This window comes from Noviherbaspirillum cavernae (assembly GCF_003590875.1).
Lineage (GTDB): Bacteria > Pseudomonadota > Gammaproteobacteria > Burkholderiales > Burkholderiaceae_D > Noviherbaspirillum > Noviherbaspirillum cavernae.
In genome coordinates this window covers 727,391-742,324 of record NZ_QYUN01000002.1, presented here as the reverse complement: position 1 = coordinate 742,324, position 14,934 = coordinate 727,391, and the positions used below count along the sequence as shown (strand labels likewise).

Sequence of the window (14,934 nt, the reverse complement as noted above, 5' to 3'; positions counted from 1 at the left end):
TTGCCTCAAAGTATGGCACCGAATTTGTAACTTTCTTTGGGAAACCTCTAGTAACAAGAGCGAGAAACTAGAGAGCTTCCTCTAGATTTTTCCTGATGCGGCGCAGCATGATTCAGGCGGAGCGGCAGGCAGACGCCCGCATGACATCTCGCAGGCATGGGAACGTGCGAACGCAATATTCACATTACGGAGAGGGAGGGAACGCGGCACATCGAATGACACCGATACCGCGCTTGTGCGGTTACTGGAGAAGCCGCGAGAGAATGCCGGCCGAATCGTGCGCGGCACGGCGCAGCCGGTCATTGACACCTTGCCATTCGTTGTCCGCCGGTGGCGCTTCGATCACGATAAGGTCCGCGCGCGCAGCATCCATGGCGCGCAATGCAGCATACAACTCATGCGCGTAGGCCGCCGCATGCCTTGGCAGGTCCGCCTGCGCGAATGCACGGGAAGCGGGGACGGCGGAATATCGGATCAACGCAAGCTGACGACCTGCACCGGCAAGCTTGACGATGGTAGCGGCCAATTCATCCGAAGCGACCAGCGCCACCGGCGTGCGGGGTGCATAGTGCGCGTCGAGCGTGCCTGACGCCCGCGGTGCGGCGACGTCGGGCATGCGCGGCATGACGCCGATGATGTCGGCGATGCGCTGTGCACTGATGTGCCCCGGCCGCAGCAAGACCGGGCCGTGTGTTGCCATGCGCGACAAATCGAGAATCGTCGATTCGATACCGACATCGCTTTGTCCGCCATCGAGAATGCAGTTCACGAGGCTGTCCGGGCCGCTCCCGAATTCATCGCGCACGTGCTGCGCAGTGGTCGGACTGACGTGCCCGAACTTGTTGGCCGATGGTGCAGCCACACCACCCTTGCCTTCCTTGAACGCTTGCAGCAGTGCTTGTGCGACCGGATGGGAGGGGCAGCGCAATCCCACCGAATCCTGCCCGCCGGAAACGGCGTCGGGGATGTGCGGGGCGCGCTTCAATATGAGGGTCAACGGACCGGGCCAGAATGCGTCGATCAGCTTGCCGGCTTCCGGCGGAATCGCGTCGGCCCAGTAGCCGACATCCGCATCGCGGGCCACATGCACGATCACGGGATGATTGGAGGGACGGCCCTTGGCCGTGTAGATCTTCGCGACGGCTTCCGGATTTTCCGCGTCTGCACCGAGTCCGTACACGGTCTCGGTCGGGAAGGCGACCAGTTCGCCCGCTTCCAGCTTGCGCGCCGCCGCGCGAATGGCGGGCAGATCCAGAGTCACATCAGCCATGTCGTTGTTCCGGCGGCTTAGATCGCGATGCCGAGCATGCCGCAGGCCGCGCGCAAATTCCCCAGCGCCTCATCCATGGTCGGTGCAATGAAGGTCACGTGCCCCATCTTGCGGCCGCGCCGCGCATCGTCCTTGCCGTACAGGTGAAGATTCGCACCGGGCAGCACCAGCACCTCGTCCCACGCCGGTTCGCGCGCCTGCTCGCTGTCGCCTTCGAACCAGATATCGCCGAGGATGTTGAGCATCACCGCAGGCGAATGCTGGCGCACGTCGCCCAGCGGCAGCCGTGCCATGGCGCGCACCTGCTGTGCGAACTGGCTGGTGACACAGGCATCGATGGTGTAGTGGCCACTGTTGTGGGGGCGCGGCGCCATTTCATTGACGACCAGCGAACCGTCCTGCAGCACGAAGAACTCGATGCACAGCACGCCGACGTAGCCCAGATCGGCAATGATTTCCAGTGCGGCAGCCTGCGCCTTGTGCGCGCAATCGTCGGCGACGTTCGGCCCCGGCACCGTGGTGGTGAACAGGATGCCGTCGCGATGCACGTTTTCTGCAATCGGATACACGACGGATTCGCCATCCGCGCCGCGCGCCGTCAGCACCGAGATTTCATACGCCAGCGGCAGCATCTTTTCAAGCACGCAGGCGACGCCGTTCATGCCGGCGAATGCAGCGCGCGCCTCGTCGCGGGTGCGTACCCGGACCTGGCCCTTGCCGTCGTAACCCATGCGTACGGTTTTCAGGATGCCGGGCAACAACTCATCGGGAATCGCATCGACATCGGCCGTCGATTCAATGAGCTGGTAGGGCGCGGGCGACACACCGGACACCTTCGCGCATTCGGTGAAAAAGCGTTTTTCCTCGACGCGATTCTGCGCAATCGACACACACGCGGCGGACGGCGCAACGAAGGCGCGCTCGGCCAGAAATGCGAGACTCTGCGCCGGCACGTTTTCGAATTCGGTCGTGACCGCGACGCATTGCGCCGCGAGTTCCGTCAGCGCGTCGTTGTCGGTATAACCGGCAGACAGCAGATGATCGGAAGCATGGCCGGCCGGGCAGTCGCGCGCCGGTTCGAGGACCGCGACCTTGAAGCCCATCGCCTGCGCGGCATGCACGAACATGCGGCCCAGCTGGCCGCCGCCCATGACGCCCAGCCAGGCAGGAGGTGATGCGGATGGAATGAAGGAGTGAAGCTTGTCGTTCATGCGGGTAAAGTCATTGCAAGCGCGGCCTGTGTCTGCTTCGCGCGGAATTCCTGCAGCTTGGCGGCCAGCGCATCGTCGGTGGTCGCGAGAATCGCGATTGCTGTCAATGCGGCATTGGCGGCACCGGCTTCACCGATGGCGAAGGTCGATACCGGGATGCCCTTGGGCATCTGCACGATGGACAGCAGCGAGTCTTCGCCGCGCAGATATTTCGATGGAACGGGCACGCCGAGCACGGGGACGATGGTCTTGGCGGCCAGCATTCCGGGCAGATGCGCAGCGCCGCCGGCACCTGCGATGATGGCGCGCAGACCGCGCTGCCTCGCAGATTCCGCATAGGCGAACATCTGGTCCGGCATGCGGTGCGCCGAAATCACCTGCGCTTCGTGCGCAACACCGAAATCCTTCAGCATCGCCACCGCATGCTGCATCACTTCCCAATCCGAAGAGGAACCCATTACCACGCCGACCAGCGGCGCATTCGAACCCGATGCCGTCATGTCAGTCCTTCAGGGTTTCGCCGGTCAGGCGCTCCAGCGCCTCGCGGTACTTCGCGCCGGTCTTTTCGATCACGTCGGCAGGCAGGGTCGGTGCCGGCGGTGTCTTCTTCCATTCCGTGATGGTTTCAAGATAATCGCGCACGAACTGCTTGTCGAACGACGGCGGCGAGATACCGGGCGCATAGGAATCGGCCGGCCAGAAACGCGACGAATCGGCGGTCAGCACTTCATCCATCAGATGCAGCGTGCCCTGCTCGTCGAGGCCGAATTCGAACTTGGTGTCGGCGATGATGATGCCGCGCGTCGCCGCATAATCGGCAGCAGTCTTGTACAGCTCGATGCTGATCTCGCGAATCTTCGCAGCCAGTTCCTTGCCGATGCGCTTTTCCATTTCGGCAAAGCTGATGTTCTCGTCATGCTCGCCAAGATCGGCCTTGGCCGCCGGCGTGAAGATCGGCTCGGCCAGCTTGTCGGCCTGACGCAGGCCGGACGGCAAGGCGATGCCGCAGATGGAACCATTGGCTTGATAGTCCTTCCAGCCGGAGCCGATGATGTAGCCGCGCACCACGGCCTCCACCAGGATCGGCTGCAGACGCTTGGCAACCACTGCACGGCCACGCACCTGATCCGTCTCCTCCGCGCGCACGACGCTTTCCGGCGCGATGCCGGTCAGGTGGTTCGGCACGATGTCCTTCAGCTTTTCGAACCAGAAGTCCGACATCTGGTTCAGCACCCTGCCCTTGCCGGGAATCGGTTCATTCATCACGACGTCGAAAGCCGAGAGGCGGTCCGAGGTCACGATCAGAATCTTGTCATCGCCAACCGCGTAGTTGTCGCGCACTTTGCCACGGCCGAGAAGAGGTAATGAAGTGATGGAGGATTGGTACAGACTGTTCATGTTGTTTCCAGAAAGCTAAACCGGCGGGTGTTTTACACGCCGCCGGTCGGTTGGTTGGCCTGAAGCCCTACTGCATAATTTTACTGCACGATCTGAGCCAGTTCGCCCTTTTTGTACTTTTCGGCCATCTTTTCCAGCGAAATCAGCTTGATCTTGCCTGCCTGACCTTCGCAGCCGAATGCCAGGAAGCGCGATTTGACCACGCCCTTGGCAGCTTCGCGTGCCGGCTTCAGGTATTCGCGCGGGTCGAACTTCGTCGGGTTTTCGACGAAGAAGCGACGGATTGCGCCGGTCATTGCCAAACGAATATCGGTATCGATGTTGATCTTGCGTACACCGTGCTTGATGCCTTCCTGGATTTCCTCGACCGGCACGCCATAGGTTTCCTTCATGTCACCGCCGAATTCGCGAATCTCGGCCAGCAATTCCTGCGGTACCGACGACGAACCGTGCATCACCAGATGTGTGTTCGGAATGCGTGCGTGGATTTCCTTGATGCGCTGGATGGCGAGAATGTCGCCGGTCGGTTTGCGCGAGAACTTGTAGGCGCCGTGCGAGGTGCCGATCGCGATGGCCAGCGCGTCGCACTGGGTCAGCTTGACGAAATCGGCAGCCTGGTTGACGTCGGTCAGCAATTGCTCGCGGGTCATCTTGCCATCCGCGCCGTGGCCGTCTTCCTTGTCTCCCATCATTGTTTCGAGCGAACCCAGCACGCCGAGTTCGGCCTCGACCGTGACGCCGATCGAGTGCGAAAACTTCACCACCTCGCGCGACACGTCGACGTTGTATTCATAGCTGGCGACCGATTTGCCGTCTTCCATCAGCGAGCCATCCATCATCACCGAGGTGAAGCCGGACTTGATCGCCGCCATGCAGACCGCCGGCGACTGGCCGTGGTCCTGGTGCATGACGACCGGAATGTGCGGATAGGCTTCGACCGCCGCTTCGATCAGGTGGCGCAGGAAGGCTTCGCCGGCGTATTTGCGGGCGCCAGCCGAGGCTTGCATGATCACGGGCGCGCCGACTTCATCGGCGGCTTGCATGATCGCGGTCACCTGTTCCAGGTTGTTGACGTTGAACGCCGGCAGACCGTAGCCGTTTTCAGCAGCGTGGTCCAGCAATTGACGCATGGAAACGAGAGGCATATAAATTCTCCAAAACAATAAAATTAGTATTCGCCGATCTTCATGATCTTCAGGGCATTCGTGCCGCCAACCTGGCCCATGGGTTCGCCCCATGTGACGACTATCATGTCACCTTTTTGCACGACGCCCTTGGCGAGAAGCAAATCCTGCGCGGCCTTCAGCACCGCTTCGCGGTCGATCGAATGCGCCAGCTCGAAGGTCCGGACATTGCGGAACAAGGCCGCCTTGCGTTGCGTCCCCAGAATCGGCGTCAGCGCGTAAATCGGCATGTCGATGTTGTGGCGGCTCATCCAGAGCGCGGTCGAACCCGATTCGGTCAGCGCGACAATCGCCTTGACGCGCAAATGGTAGGCAGTGAACAACGCCCCATACGCAATCGACTGATCGATGCGGGTAAACGTAGCCTGCAGGAAATCCGCATCAAGCTTGACCACATCGGATTTTTCCGCCTCGAGGCAGATGGCGGCCATGGCTTCCACCGTCTCAACCGGGTACTTGCCGGACGCCGTTTCGGCCGAGGTCATCACCGCATCGGTGCCATCCAGCACCGCATTGGCGACATCCGATACTTCGGCACGCGTCGGCACGGCATTGACGATCATCGACTCCATCATCTGGGTCGCAGTGATCGTCAGCTTGTTGGAAGCGCGCGCCATCTTGATCATGCGCTTTTGCAAGGCAGGCACCGCCGCATTGCCGACTTCGACTGCCAAGTCGCCGCGTGCGACCATGATGCCATCGGAGGCGTCCAGGATTTCCTGCAGCAATGGAATCGCTTCCGCGCGCTCGATCTTGGCGATCATCTGCGGCTTGTGCTTGTGCGCTTCGCCCGCGATATTCGCCAGTTGCCGCGCCATCATCATGTCGGTCGCGCTTTTCGGGAACGACACGGCGATATAGTCGGCCTGAAAACTCATCGCCGTCTTGATGTCTTCCATGTCCTTGGCGGTCAATGCGGGCGCCGACAAGCCGCCGCCCAGGCGATTGATGCCCTTGTTGTTGGACAGCTCGCCGCCGATTCTGACGGTTGTGTGAATCGCGCTGCCGCTGACATGGTCCACCACCAGCACGATCAAGCCGTCATTGAGCAGCAGGACATCGCCGGCCCTGATGTCGCGCGGCAGGTCCTTGTAGTCGAGGCCGACTTGCGCGTTGTTGCCCAGTTCGCAGTTGGCATCGAGGATGAACTTGCTGTCGCGCTCGAGGTTGATCTTGCCGTTCTCGAACTTGCCGATGCGGATTTTCGGACCCTGCAGGTCCGCCATGATCGCGACTTCGCGGCCGCAGGCGGCAGCGGCCTGACGCACGAGATTGGCACGATCGATGTGATCCTGGGCCTTGCCATGCGAAAAATTCAATCGCACCACATCGACGCCGGCCGCGATCATGCGGACAAGCATCTCCGGATCGCTTGACGCGGGACCGATGGTGGCAACGATTTTGGTAGCTCTATGCATCATGAAAAACCCTTCGTGCGGACTGGAGAAGACCAGTCCGCAATATTCGAACGTGAGCTTGCGACCGGATCGTTCAAGCGGCGCGCTGCTGCAGAATCTCCACCGCCGGCAGAGTCTTGCCTTCGAGGAATTCCAGGAAAGCACCACCGCCGGTCGAGATATAACCGATCTTGTCCGCGATGTTGTATTTGGCGATTGCCGCCAGCGTATCGCCGCCGCCGGCAATCGAGAATCCCTTGGAGCTTGCGATCGCCATCGCCAGCGTTTTGGTGCCTTCGCCGAACTGGTCGAACTCGAACACGCCGACCGGGCCGTTCCAGACGATGGTGCCGGCCTGGCCGATCTGTTGCGCGAGTTGCGCGGCGGTTTTCGGACCGATATCCAGAATCATGTCGTCGTCGGCCACATCCTCCACGTCCTTGACGGTCGCGGTGGCGGTCGGCGAAAACTCCTTGGCGCACACCACATCGACCGGGATCGGCACCGATGCGCCGCGTTTCGCCAACATGTCGATGATCGCCTTGGCGTCGTTCACCAAGTCGGCTTCGGCCAGCGATTTGCCGATTTTCAATCCGGCCGCGAGCATGAAGGTGTTGGCAATACCGCCGCCAACGATCAGGTTATCGACCTTGTCGGCGAGCGATTTCAGGATGGTCAGTTTGGTCGACACCTTGGAACCGGCGACAATCGCCACCAGCGGACGCGCCGGCTGACCGAGCGCCTTGCCGAGCGCATCGAGTTCCGCAGCCAGCAAGGGGCCGGCCGCTGCTACCGGCGCAAACTTCGCGATGCCATGCGTGGTCGCTTCCGCACGATGCGCGGTGCCGAATGCGTCGTTGACGTACACGTCGCACAGTCTGGCCATCTTCTGCGCGAGTTCGTCGCTGTTCTTTTTTTCACCCTTGTTGACGCGGCAGTTTTCCAGCAACACGACCTGGCCCGGTGCGACGTCGACGCCGTCGACCCAGTTCTGCTTCAATTCCACCGGCTGACCAAGCAGCTCGGACAGGCGCTTGGCGATGGGCGCGAGCGAATCTTCCGGCTTGAATTCGCCTTCGGTCGGGCGTCCCAGGTGCGAGGTGACCATGACGGCGGCGCCAGCCTTCAATGCCTGCTGGATGGCGGGCACGGATGCGCGGATACGGGTGTCTTCAGTGATATTGCCGGCGGCGTCCTGCGGGACGTTGAGATCGGCTCGGATGAAAACGCGTTTGCCTTGAAGTTGATTGCGGGCGATCAGGTCACTCAGTCGATTGAATTGCATGCTGGCGGACAAGTATTAAAAGAGAGGAAAGACCGCTATTTTAACGCACCGCCGCAGCCGGAAAAACCGTTTTGAGGCACGCCGGGGATCAGAGCATGAGGCGAATCGCGGTAAAAAGCGCCATTCCGACCACGATCGTTTCCAGCAAGCGGCGCGTAGTCAAAAAGAACACGGTCGCGCCGATCGCCGCCAGCAGCTTCGGGTTTGCCCATGTCAGATCAAGCACTTCGCCGTTCATCAACAGATCCGGCACCACAATTGCCGCCATCGCCGCCGCTGGCGCATAGCGCAGCGCATGCTGGATTCTGGGCGGCAGCTTGGCAGCATTACCCAACAGGAAAAACGAGCTGCGCGTGAGGAATGTGGCAACGGTCAACCAGCCGATGGTGATCCAGGTATCGACCGCATTCATGTCTTGTCCTTCTTCTTTTCCATTGCTGTTTCGACCATCATGGCTGCCGCCATTCCAAGGATGACCGCCAGCAGCAGTCCCAGCCGATAGGGAAGGCCGATCGCCGCGATGGCCACAATACTGGCAACCACAACGCCGACCAGGGCTGCGGAATTGATGATGAGCGGGATCATCACACCCAGCAGTGCAAGCGTGCCGGCAAAACCGATGCCCCAGGATTGCGGAATCTGGCTGGCGAGCAGAATGCCGGCCACCGCCCCGATCTGCCATGCGATCCAGTTCGAATATCCGATGCCACCGAAGAAGCCGATCTTGCCCTCGGTCTGGTGGATGGTGGAGGCCGGGAAGCGACGCGGGAACAACCCCATCATGATGTCGGCGTTGAAATAGCCGTACCAGACGCGTCTGTACCACGGCAGATGTGCGAAATGCGGCGCAAGTGCGGCGGAAAAAATCACGAAGCGCAGATTCACCACCATCGCGGTGACGAACACGACCCAGATCGGCACATTGGCCGCGATCAGGGGGATCGATGCCAGTTGCGCCGAGCCGGCGAAAACGGTGAAGGTCATGCCCAGCGCCTGCCAGATGGTCATGCCGGATTTCACCATCGCCATGCCTGTGACCATGCCCCAGGCAGCGACGCCCGGCATGGTCGGCCAGGCCAGTTTGAAAGCTTCGCGATATGCCTGTTTCTCGACGTCCCGCAGACCGGCACCGGATGTTGTCGCTTGCGTATTATTCATTTATCAAGAATATGAGCGTCCCGGGATGCATTGCAGATGCCGACTTCGATTCACCGTGGATGCGATGGTGTGGCAAGGGAGTCCGAGCGTGGTTGGATGCGGAATGGATGCGGAAGATTTCGTCAGTTGATCCTGCTGTGCGGACAACGGCAATTTCCGTGCGACATATTCTACCGGCGAATTTTCGAGGCTGCCTGAATCCGCTAAAATCGATGCTTTGCAATGTTTTGGGAGACTTCGATATGTCCATGGCCGACCGCGACGGGAAAATTTGGAAAGACGGCGAACTGATCGACTGGCGCGATGCCACGATCCATGTGCTGACACATTCGCTGCACTACGGCATGGGTGTATTCGAAGGCGTGCGCGCCTACAAGACGCCGCAGGGCACGGCGATTTTCCGCCTGAAGGAACATACGCAACGCCTGTTCAATTCGGCCAAGATCTTCCAGCTGAAAATTCCGTTCGACATGGAGACCGTGATGGAAGCGCAGCGCGAAGTCGTGCGCGTCAACAAGCTGGAGTCCTGCTACCTGCGCCCGCTGGTCTGGATCGGCTCGGAAAAGCTCGGCATCTCCGCCAAGGGCAACACCATCCACGTGGCGATCGCGGCGTGGCCATGGGGCGCGTATCTCGGCGAAGAAGGCCTGTCACGCGGCATCCGCGTCAAGACCTCCTCCTTCACGCGCCATCACGTCAACGTCTCGCTGGTGCGGGCCAAGGCTTCCGGCTATTACATCAACTCCATCCTCGCCAACCAGGAAGCGCTGGCCGACGGCTACGACGAAGCGCTGCTGCTCGACACCGAAGGCTATGTATCGGAAGGTTCCGGCGAGAACGTCTTCATCGTCAAGAACGGCAAGATCTACACGCCCGACCTCGCGTCCTGCCTCGACGGCATCACGCGCGATGCGGTGCTGACCATGGCGCGCGACCTCGGCATCGACGTCATCGAAAAGCGCATCACGCGCGATGAAATGTATTGCTGCGACGAAGCCTTCTTCACCGGCACCGCAGCCGAAATCACGCCGATCCGTGAACTGGACAACCGCCAGATCGGCGAAGGCAAGCGCGGCCCGATCACCGAGAAACTGCAATCGCTCTTTTTCGATGTGGTCGCTGGCAAGGCCCCGCAATATCAGCACTGGCTGACACTGGTTTAACCCGATCCGGAACCCTACATGAACAACACAACACAACAAGCAAGCGCAGTAGATAACGCAGTTGAGCTGGACGGCAAGGACCTGCCGGCGTATTGCCCGAATCCATCGATGCCGATCTGGTCGTCGCATCCCCGCGTGTATCTCGACCTTGATGATCACGGCCAGGGGAAATGCCCGTACTGCGGAACGGTCTATCAGTTGAAGCCCGGTGCTGCGGTGAAGGGGCACTGACCGTAATCAGAAAAGCTGTCGGATTGTTCACCGGACTTTCGGCGTTCAAGCCTGCCTTCCTGGCACCATGAGGAATCCTGCATCAATGCAGCCGGACATGATCGGGATTCCTCTCCCTCCCCCTCGGCAGCACAAGCGCATGCGTCAAAGGCATTGACCTATACTGTGCGGCTGAACCCATCCAACCAGCTCCGTTTGTGAATATGCCGAATGGAAAGAAAGTTCGCATACCATGCCAATCCCCGCCAAGCCGCTTGAGACAGCAGAAGACACCGAGGCAGCGTTCTACGATGCAATCAGTCGTGCGGATATCGATGCCCTGATGAGTCTTTGGGCGGATGAGGAAGTGATTGTCTGCATTCATCCCGGCGCACCACGACTGGTCGGGCATGCGTCGATACGCGCGGCATGGGAACAGATTTTCGAACAGGGCGGCATCCATATCCGCCCGGTGCAGTTGCATGCGACGCACAACATGATGACTGCCGTGCACTGCATCATCGAGGAAGTCGATCGCGCCGCCTCCAGCCAGCGGGACATCCACATCCTGGCAACCAACGTCTACATGAAAACCCCGTTGGGATGGCGCATCGTGACGCACCATGCCTCGATCGTATCGGGCGAAGCTCCCCGCGATACACCCATGGCAACATTGCTGCATTGACTCTGAACCCTTTTCTCCCTGCATCACCGAGAATCGCATCCTGCAACCTGTATTGAACCGATGAAGTACGCTGCCCCACGCTGGCTGCCCGGCGGCCACTTGCAAACGATTTTTCCGGCAACCTGCATCACCAAACCGCATGTTGCCTATCGGCGCGAACGCTGGAACACGCCGGATGGCGACTTCATCGATATCGATTTCGTCGACGGCAAACCGGATCAGCCGTTCATCGTGCTCTTTCACGGACTGGAAGGCTCCTCCGACAGCCACTATGCGCGTGCCTTGATGGCACACATCGCATCGCTCGGCTGGTCGGGCGCGGTGCCGCATTTTCGCGGCTGCTCCGGCGAGCTCAATCATGCGCCGCGCTTCTATCATTCGGGCGATGCAGCGGAATTGAACTGGATCATTCGCCGGCTTGCCGCGGAACACAAAGCGCGTTCACCGGCAAGGTTTTACGCAGCCGGCGTCTCGCTGGGCGGCAACGCCTTGCTGCGCTGGCTGGGCGAATCGCAGCACGAAGCCCGGATCGTCGATGCCGCATGCGCCATCTCCGCACCGCTCGACCTGGCAGCCGGCGGTGCCGCATTGTCGCGCGGCCTCAACCGGATCTATACACGCGTGTTTTTGCAAACCCTCAAGCCGAAATGCCTGCAAAAACTCACGCAGTTCCCCAGGCTGTTCGATCGCGACACGATGCTGTGCGCACGCAACCTCTATGAATTCGACAACATCGTGACCGCCCCGCTGCATGGCTATCGCGACACGGATGATTACTGGAATCGGGCCAGCGCAAAGCATGTGCTGCCCGACATCATGGTGCCGACGCTGGTATTGAACGCGCGGAACGACCCGTTCCTGCCGGCGCAGCACTTACCGCGCGAAGCATCGCGCTTCGTCACGCTGGAGTATCCTGAACATGGCGGCCACGTCGGCTTCGCCGTCGGCTCGATGCCGGGCCGGATCAATTGGCTGCCGCTGCGCATCCAGCAGTTTCTCGATGGCGCACAACCCGAGGCAATCAGGCATGGATGACATCGTCAGGCAGGCAATGGCCAAGTGGCCGAACGTGCCGCACTGCTACGGCTGGCTCGCGCTCGATGCGCGCGGCGGCTGGCGCATGCGGGATGAACGGGCGCAGGCCTTGCACCTGCCGGGCGACCGGATCAACAATGCGGCGCTGCAAGGATTCATCAATCGCAATTACACGCATGACGACGCGGGGCGCTGGTATTTCCAGAACGGCCCGCAGCGGGTCTACATCAATCTCGAAGCGACGCCCTACATCGCGCACACCGATCCGGTTCACGGCTTCGTGCTGCACACGGGCGAACCGCTGGCGGAAATCGAAATCGCATGGATGACCGAAGAAGGCCAATTGCTGCTGCAAGCCGGTGAAAAAATCGCATTGGTCGATGACCGCGACATGGCGCAATGCATTGCGCGTTTGCGCATTGACGGCAAACCTGCCGATGACGAAAGACTGCTGGAATGGCTGGACCGCCCGGACGATGCCGCATCGCCGACGCTCGATCACAATGACAGAAAATTGCCTCTGCAGCGCATCGCCCACAGCAGCATCGCCGCACATTTCGGCTTCAGGCAGACACCGCACGCTGACGGCGATTAGGACAATCGTCAAATGAACTTCGGCGGATATGCGCTCGCTTTATGACAGAGGGATGCGCTCCCTCTGTCATTCCGAACGAATGTGAGGAATCTCACGCGTGACGCGGCACCGACGCTCGCAGCTCCGACCTCGGAGCGCCGTTCGCATGAAAACCAGGACCGTATCAGGCACTGCGCAGCCTAGCGCCCCTTCTGCCCTTCCTGCATCTCCTCCCGCCAGCGCGCCTGCAATTCGCGCTCGCGTGCGTCGATCACCGCCTGATCGTAAAACGATGCATCCGGCGCACCACGCGCAATCCTCAGTTGATCAAGCGCGGCCAGCATGCCTCCTGACAATGCGTAGGATTCCGCCAGTGCCATATGCTGCAAGGCCTGCTTGCCTTGCGCAGCGTACGCTTTCGCCAATCGGTCCTGCAACTGCGGTTCCTGCCGATACAGCTGCGCCTGGTCACGCAGATATCGCACCGCATCGTCATGGCGGCCGGCGGCGATCAACGCATCCGCGTATTGCCATGCAATGCCGCGCGAAAGCGGGAACTGCGTGCGCGCCGCCTCCGCTTCCTTCAACGCCTCCGCCGGCTGATTCGCGGCCAGCCTGAGATCAATCGCAAGATTCGCCAGTACCGCACTCTTCGGCGCCGACGCCAGACCTTGCGCTGCCGCATTGGCCTCCTGGAGCAAGGCCTGCGCTTTCGGATACTCGCCCTGCCTCAACGCGATGAAAGCCAGCCCGTACTTCGCCGCGCTCGTCTGCATCCTGTTTTTCAGCGCCAGCTGACTGTCAAAGGCGATCGCCGCATCGCGCAAGCCATGCGGCGAAGAATCCTGCAGCACGCGCAGCCGCGCCCGAATCAAATGAAAATCCAGACTGTCCGCACGCTGCTTGTAACGCTGCCCGCGCGTTCGCGCCTGAATATCCGCGATACGCTCCGTGGTCAAGGGATGCGAGCGCAAATAGGCCGGTGCGGTATCGTTGTAAGCGCGACTGGCGTTCTGCACCCGGCCAAAAAAGGTGATCATCCCCGCCGAATCAAAGCCCGCTTCGTTCAATATCTGCAGGCCGACGCGATCCGCCTCGCGCTCGGCATCGCGGCTGAAATTGAGCTGCCGCTGAAGCGCCACACCTTGCCCGCCCAGCAACAGCGCCGCTGATGCATCCGGACTGGAGCGCGCCGCCAGCGCCGCCAGCACCACCGCCGCCAGCGGGATCAGCGTATCCTGCCGCTGATTGCCCAGCATGCGCGCAATATGCCGCTGCGCCACGTGACCGATTTCATGCGCCATCACCGAGGCCAGTTCGGACTCGCTCTGCGCTGCCAGGATCAAGGCCGAATGCACGCCGATGAAACCGCCCGGCAGGGCGAACGCATTCAGCATCGGGTCGCGCACCCCGAAGAAAAAGAAGTCGTACCCAGCCTCACCCCGCGCCTCGGGACGCACAGCCAGCAAGGTCGCGCCGAAATTATTCAGGTATTCCGTCAATGGCGCATCATCGAGATAATCGCGATCACGCCGGATGTCCCGCATGATCTGCTCACCCAGCTTGCGCTCCATCACGGGCGAAAGCTCCTCGCGCTCGGTGTCACCGAGGCTCGGCAGATTCTGCGCCGCACTCAATGACGGCACCAGCGAGGGTGGCACCGCGCAAGCCACAGCGACCGCCGCCGTAATCAGCAACCGAGGCAGTGATCGAGACTTGACAAGTGGATAGAGGGAAATGGATGCGGATTTCACGGTGCTATGATACATGCACACCTGAATCGTTCAACAGCCTCGATATTTTGTTACCCATGGACACAAAGAAAGACAGCAGCGCTACAGATTCGACACAACCCGGACTGACGCATTTCGACGAAACGGGCCAGGCGCACATGGTCGATGTCGGTAGCAAAAAGGAAACCCATCGCATCGCCATCGCCACCGGCACGATCCGCATGAAGCCGGAAACGCTCGCGATCATTCAGTCCGGTACGGCAAAGAAGGGGGATGTGCTGGGGATTGCGCGCGTGGCGGCGATCATGGGGGCGAAGCGGACGAGCGATTTGATTCCGCTTTGTCATCCGTTGGCGCTCACCCGAGTCATTATTGACTTCCAGACCGATCCGGAAAAAAGTGCCGTCACCTGCACTGCGCAAGTCGAAACGTTCGGGAAAACGGGCGTGGAAATGGAGGCGCTGGCAGCTGTGCAAATTGGATTGCTGACTATCTATGATATGTGCAAGGCGGTGGATCGGGGGATGGTAATGTCTGATATCTCGATCTTGGAAAAACACGGAGGCAGGTCGGGAAACTGGACTTCTACGAAAAATGCCTCTTAATTGTAGAAGTTCCGACTCGATCTTTG

The 14,934-nt window shown here is 60.5% G+C and carries 16 protein-coding genes; 6 read left to right on the top strand and 10 right to left on the bottom strand.

The genetic code is table 11. The features are described from left to right. Window positions 1–241 precede the first annotated feature (241 nt). From D3870_RS03600 to D3870_RS03560, 9 genes are all read right to left on the bottom strand, one after another. Window positions 242–1,270: an L-threonylcarbamoyladenylate synthase gene (locus tag D3870_RS03600; protein ID WP_119736740.1), complete on the bottom strand. Its 1,029-nt coding sequence runs from the start codon at window positions 1,268–1,270 to the stop codon at window positions 242–244. A gap of 17 nt (window positions 1,271–1,287) precedes the next feature. Next, a complete protein-coding gene (locus D3870_RS03595; protein ID WP_119736738.1) occupies window positions 1,288–2,481 on the bottom strand; it encodes a 5-(carboxyamino)imidazole ribonucleotide synthase in 1,194 nt (397 codons plus the stop codon). Next, entirely contained in the window at window positions 2,478–2,981 is a 504-nt protein-coding gene (gene purE / locus D3870_RS03590) for a 5-(carboxyamino)imidazole ribonucleotide mutase (protein ID WP_119736736.1), read from the bottom strand. Before purE ends, D3870_RS03595 begins: the two co-directional genes overlap by 4 nt. Before the next feature lies 1 nt (window position 2,982). After that, window positions 2,983–3,879 (bottom strand): phosphoribosylaminoimidazolesuccinocarboxamide synthase, encoded by an 897-nt coding sequence (locus D3870_RS03585; protein ID WP_119736734.1) that lies wholly within the window; start codon window positions 3,877–3,879, stop codon window positions 2,983–2,985. Window positions 3,880–3,959: 80 nt separating this feature from the next. Further along, window positions 3,960–5,024: a class II fructose-bisphosphate aldolase gene (gene fba / locus D3870_RS03580; RefSeq protein WP_119736733.1), complete on the bottom strand. Its 1,065-nt coding sequence runs from the start codon at window positions 5,022–5,024 to the stop codon at window positions 3,960–3,962. A gap of 23 nt (window positions 5,025–5,047) precedes the next feature. Continuing rightward, the gene (pyk, locus tag D3870_RS03575; RefSeq protein ID WP_119741625.1) at window positions 5,048–6,481 is read right to left on the bottom strand and encodes a pyruvate kinase; all 1,434 of its coding nucleotides are present in this window, start codon (window positions 6,479–6,481) and stop codon (window positions 5,048–5,050) included. A gap of 73 nt (window positions 6,482–6,554) precedes the next feature. Continuing rightward, on the bottom strand, window positions 6,555–7,745 hold the full coding sequence (locus D3870_RS03570) for a phosphoglycerate kinase (protein ID WP_119736731.1): 1,191 nt from the start codon (window positions 7,743–7,745) through the stop codon (window positions 6,555–6,557). An 88-nt stretch (window positions 7,746–7,833) separates the two neighbouring features. Continuing rightward, on the bottom strand, window positions 7,834–8,157 hold the full coding sequence (locus tag D3870_RS03565; RefSeq protein WP_119736730.1) for an AzlD domain-containing protein: 324 nt from the start codon (window positions 8,155–8,157) through the stop codon (window positions 7,834–7,836). Further along, window positions 8,154–8,903: an AzlC family ABC transporter permease gene (locus D3870_RS03560; protein ID WP_119736728.1), complete on the bottom strand. Its 750-nt coding sequence runs from the start codon at window positions 8,901–8,903 to the stop codon at window positions 8,154–8,156. The genes D3870_RS03565 and D3870_RS03560 overlap by 4 nt, the downstream gene beginning before the upstream one ends. Window positions 8,904–9,145: 242 nt before the next feature. On the opposite strand from D3870_RS03560, the gene D3870_RS03555 reads away from it, so the two are divergent. From D3870_RS03555 to D3870_RS03535, 5 genes are all read left to right on the top strand, one after another. Beyond that, window positions 9,146–10,066, top strand: coding sequence for a branched-chain amino acid transaminase (locus D3870_RS03555; protein WP_119736726.1), 921 nt, complete (start codon window positions 9,146–9,148; stop codon window positions 10,064–10,066). A gap of 18 nt (window positions 10,067–10,084) precedes the next feature. Further along, window positions 10,085–10,297 carry a zinc-finger domain-containing protein gene (locus D3870_RS03550; RefSeq protein WP_119736724.1) on the top strand — a complete coding sequence of 71 codons (213 nt, stop codon included), beginning with the start codon at window positions 10,085–10,087 and terminating at the stop codon, window positions 10,295–10,297. 232 nt (window positions 10,298–10,529) lie between these two features. Further along, window positions 10,530–10,961 carry a YybH family protein gene (locus D3870_RS03545; RefSeq protein WP_119736722.1) on the top strand — a complete coding sequence of 144 codons (432 nt, stop codon included), beginning with the start codon at window positions 10,530–10,532 and terminating at the stop codon, window positions 10,959–10,961. Window positions 10,962–11,021: 60 nt separating this feature from the next. Further along, the gene (locus D3870_RS03540; protein ID WP_119736720.1) at window positions 11,022–11,996 is read left to right on the top strand and encodes a YheT family hydrolase; all 975 of its coding nucleotides are present in this window, start codon (window positions 11,022–11,024) and stop codon (window positions 11,994–11,996) included. Continuing rightward, on the top strand, window positions 11,989–12,591 hold the full coding sequence (locus D3870_RS03535) for a DUF2946 family protein (protein WP_119736719.1): 603 nt from the start codon (window positions 11,989–11,991) through the stop codon (window positions 12,589–12,591). Before D3870_RS03540 ends, D3870_RS03535 begins: the two co-directional genes overlap by 8 nt. Before the next feature lie 179 nt (window positions 12,592–12,770). Here D3870_RS03535 and D3870_RS03530 read toward each other — a convergent pair whose 3' ends face one another. After that, window positions 12,771–14,339: a M48 family metalloprotease gene (locus tag D3870_RS03530; protein ID WP_119736717.1), complete on the bottom strand. Its 1,569-nt coding sequence runs from the start codon at window positions 14,337–14,339 to the stop codon at window positions 12,771–12,773. A gap of 41 nt (window positions 14,340–14,380) precedes the next feature. Here D3870_RS03530 and moaC point away from each other — a divergent pair, with 41 nt between their 5' ends. After that, the gene (gene moaC, locus D3870_RS03525; RefSeq protein ID WP_119736715.1) at window positions 14,381–14,908 is read left to right on the top strand and encodes a cyclic pyranopterin monophosphate synthase MoaC; all 528 of its coding nucleotides are present in this window, start codon (window positions 14,381–14,383) and stop codon (window positions 14,906–14,908) included. Window positions 14,909–14,934: the final 26 nt, after the last annotated feature.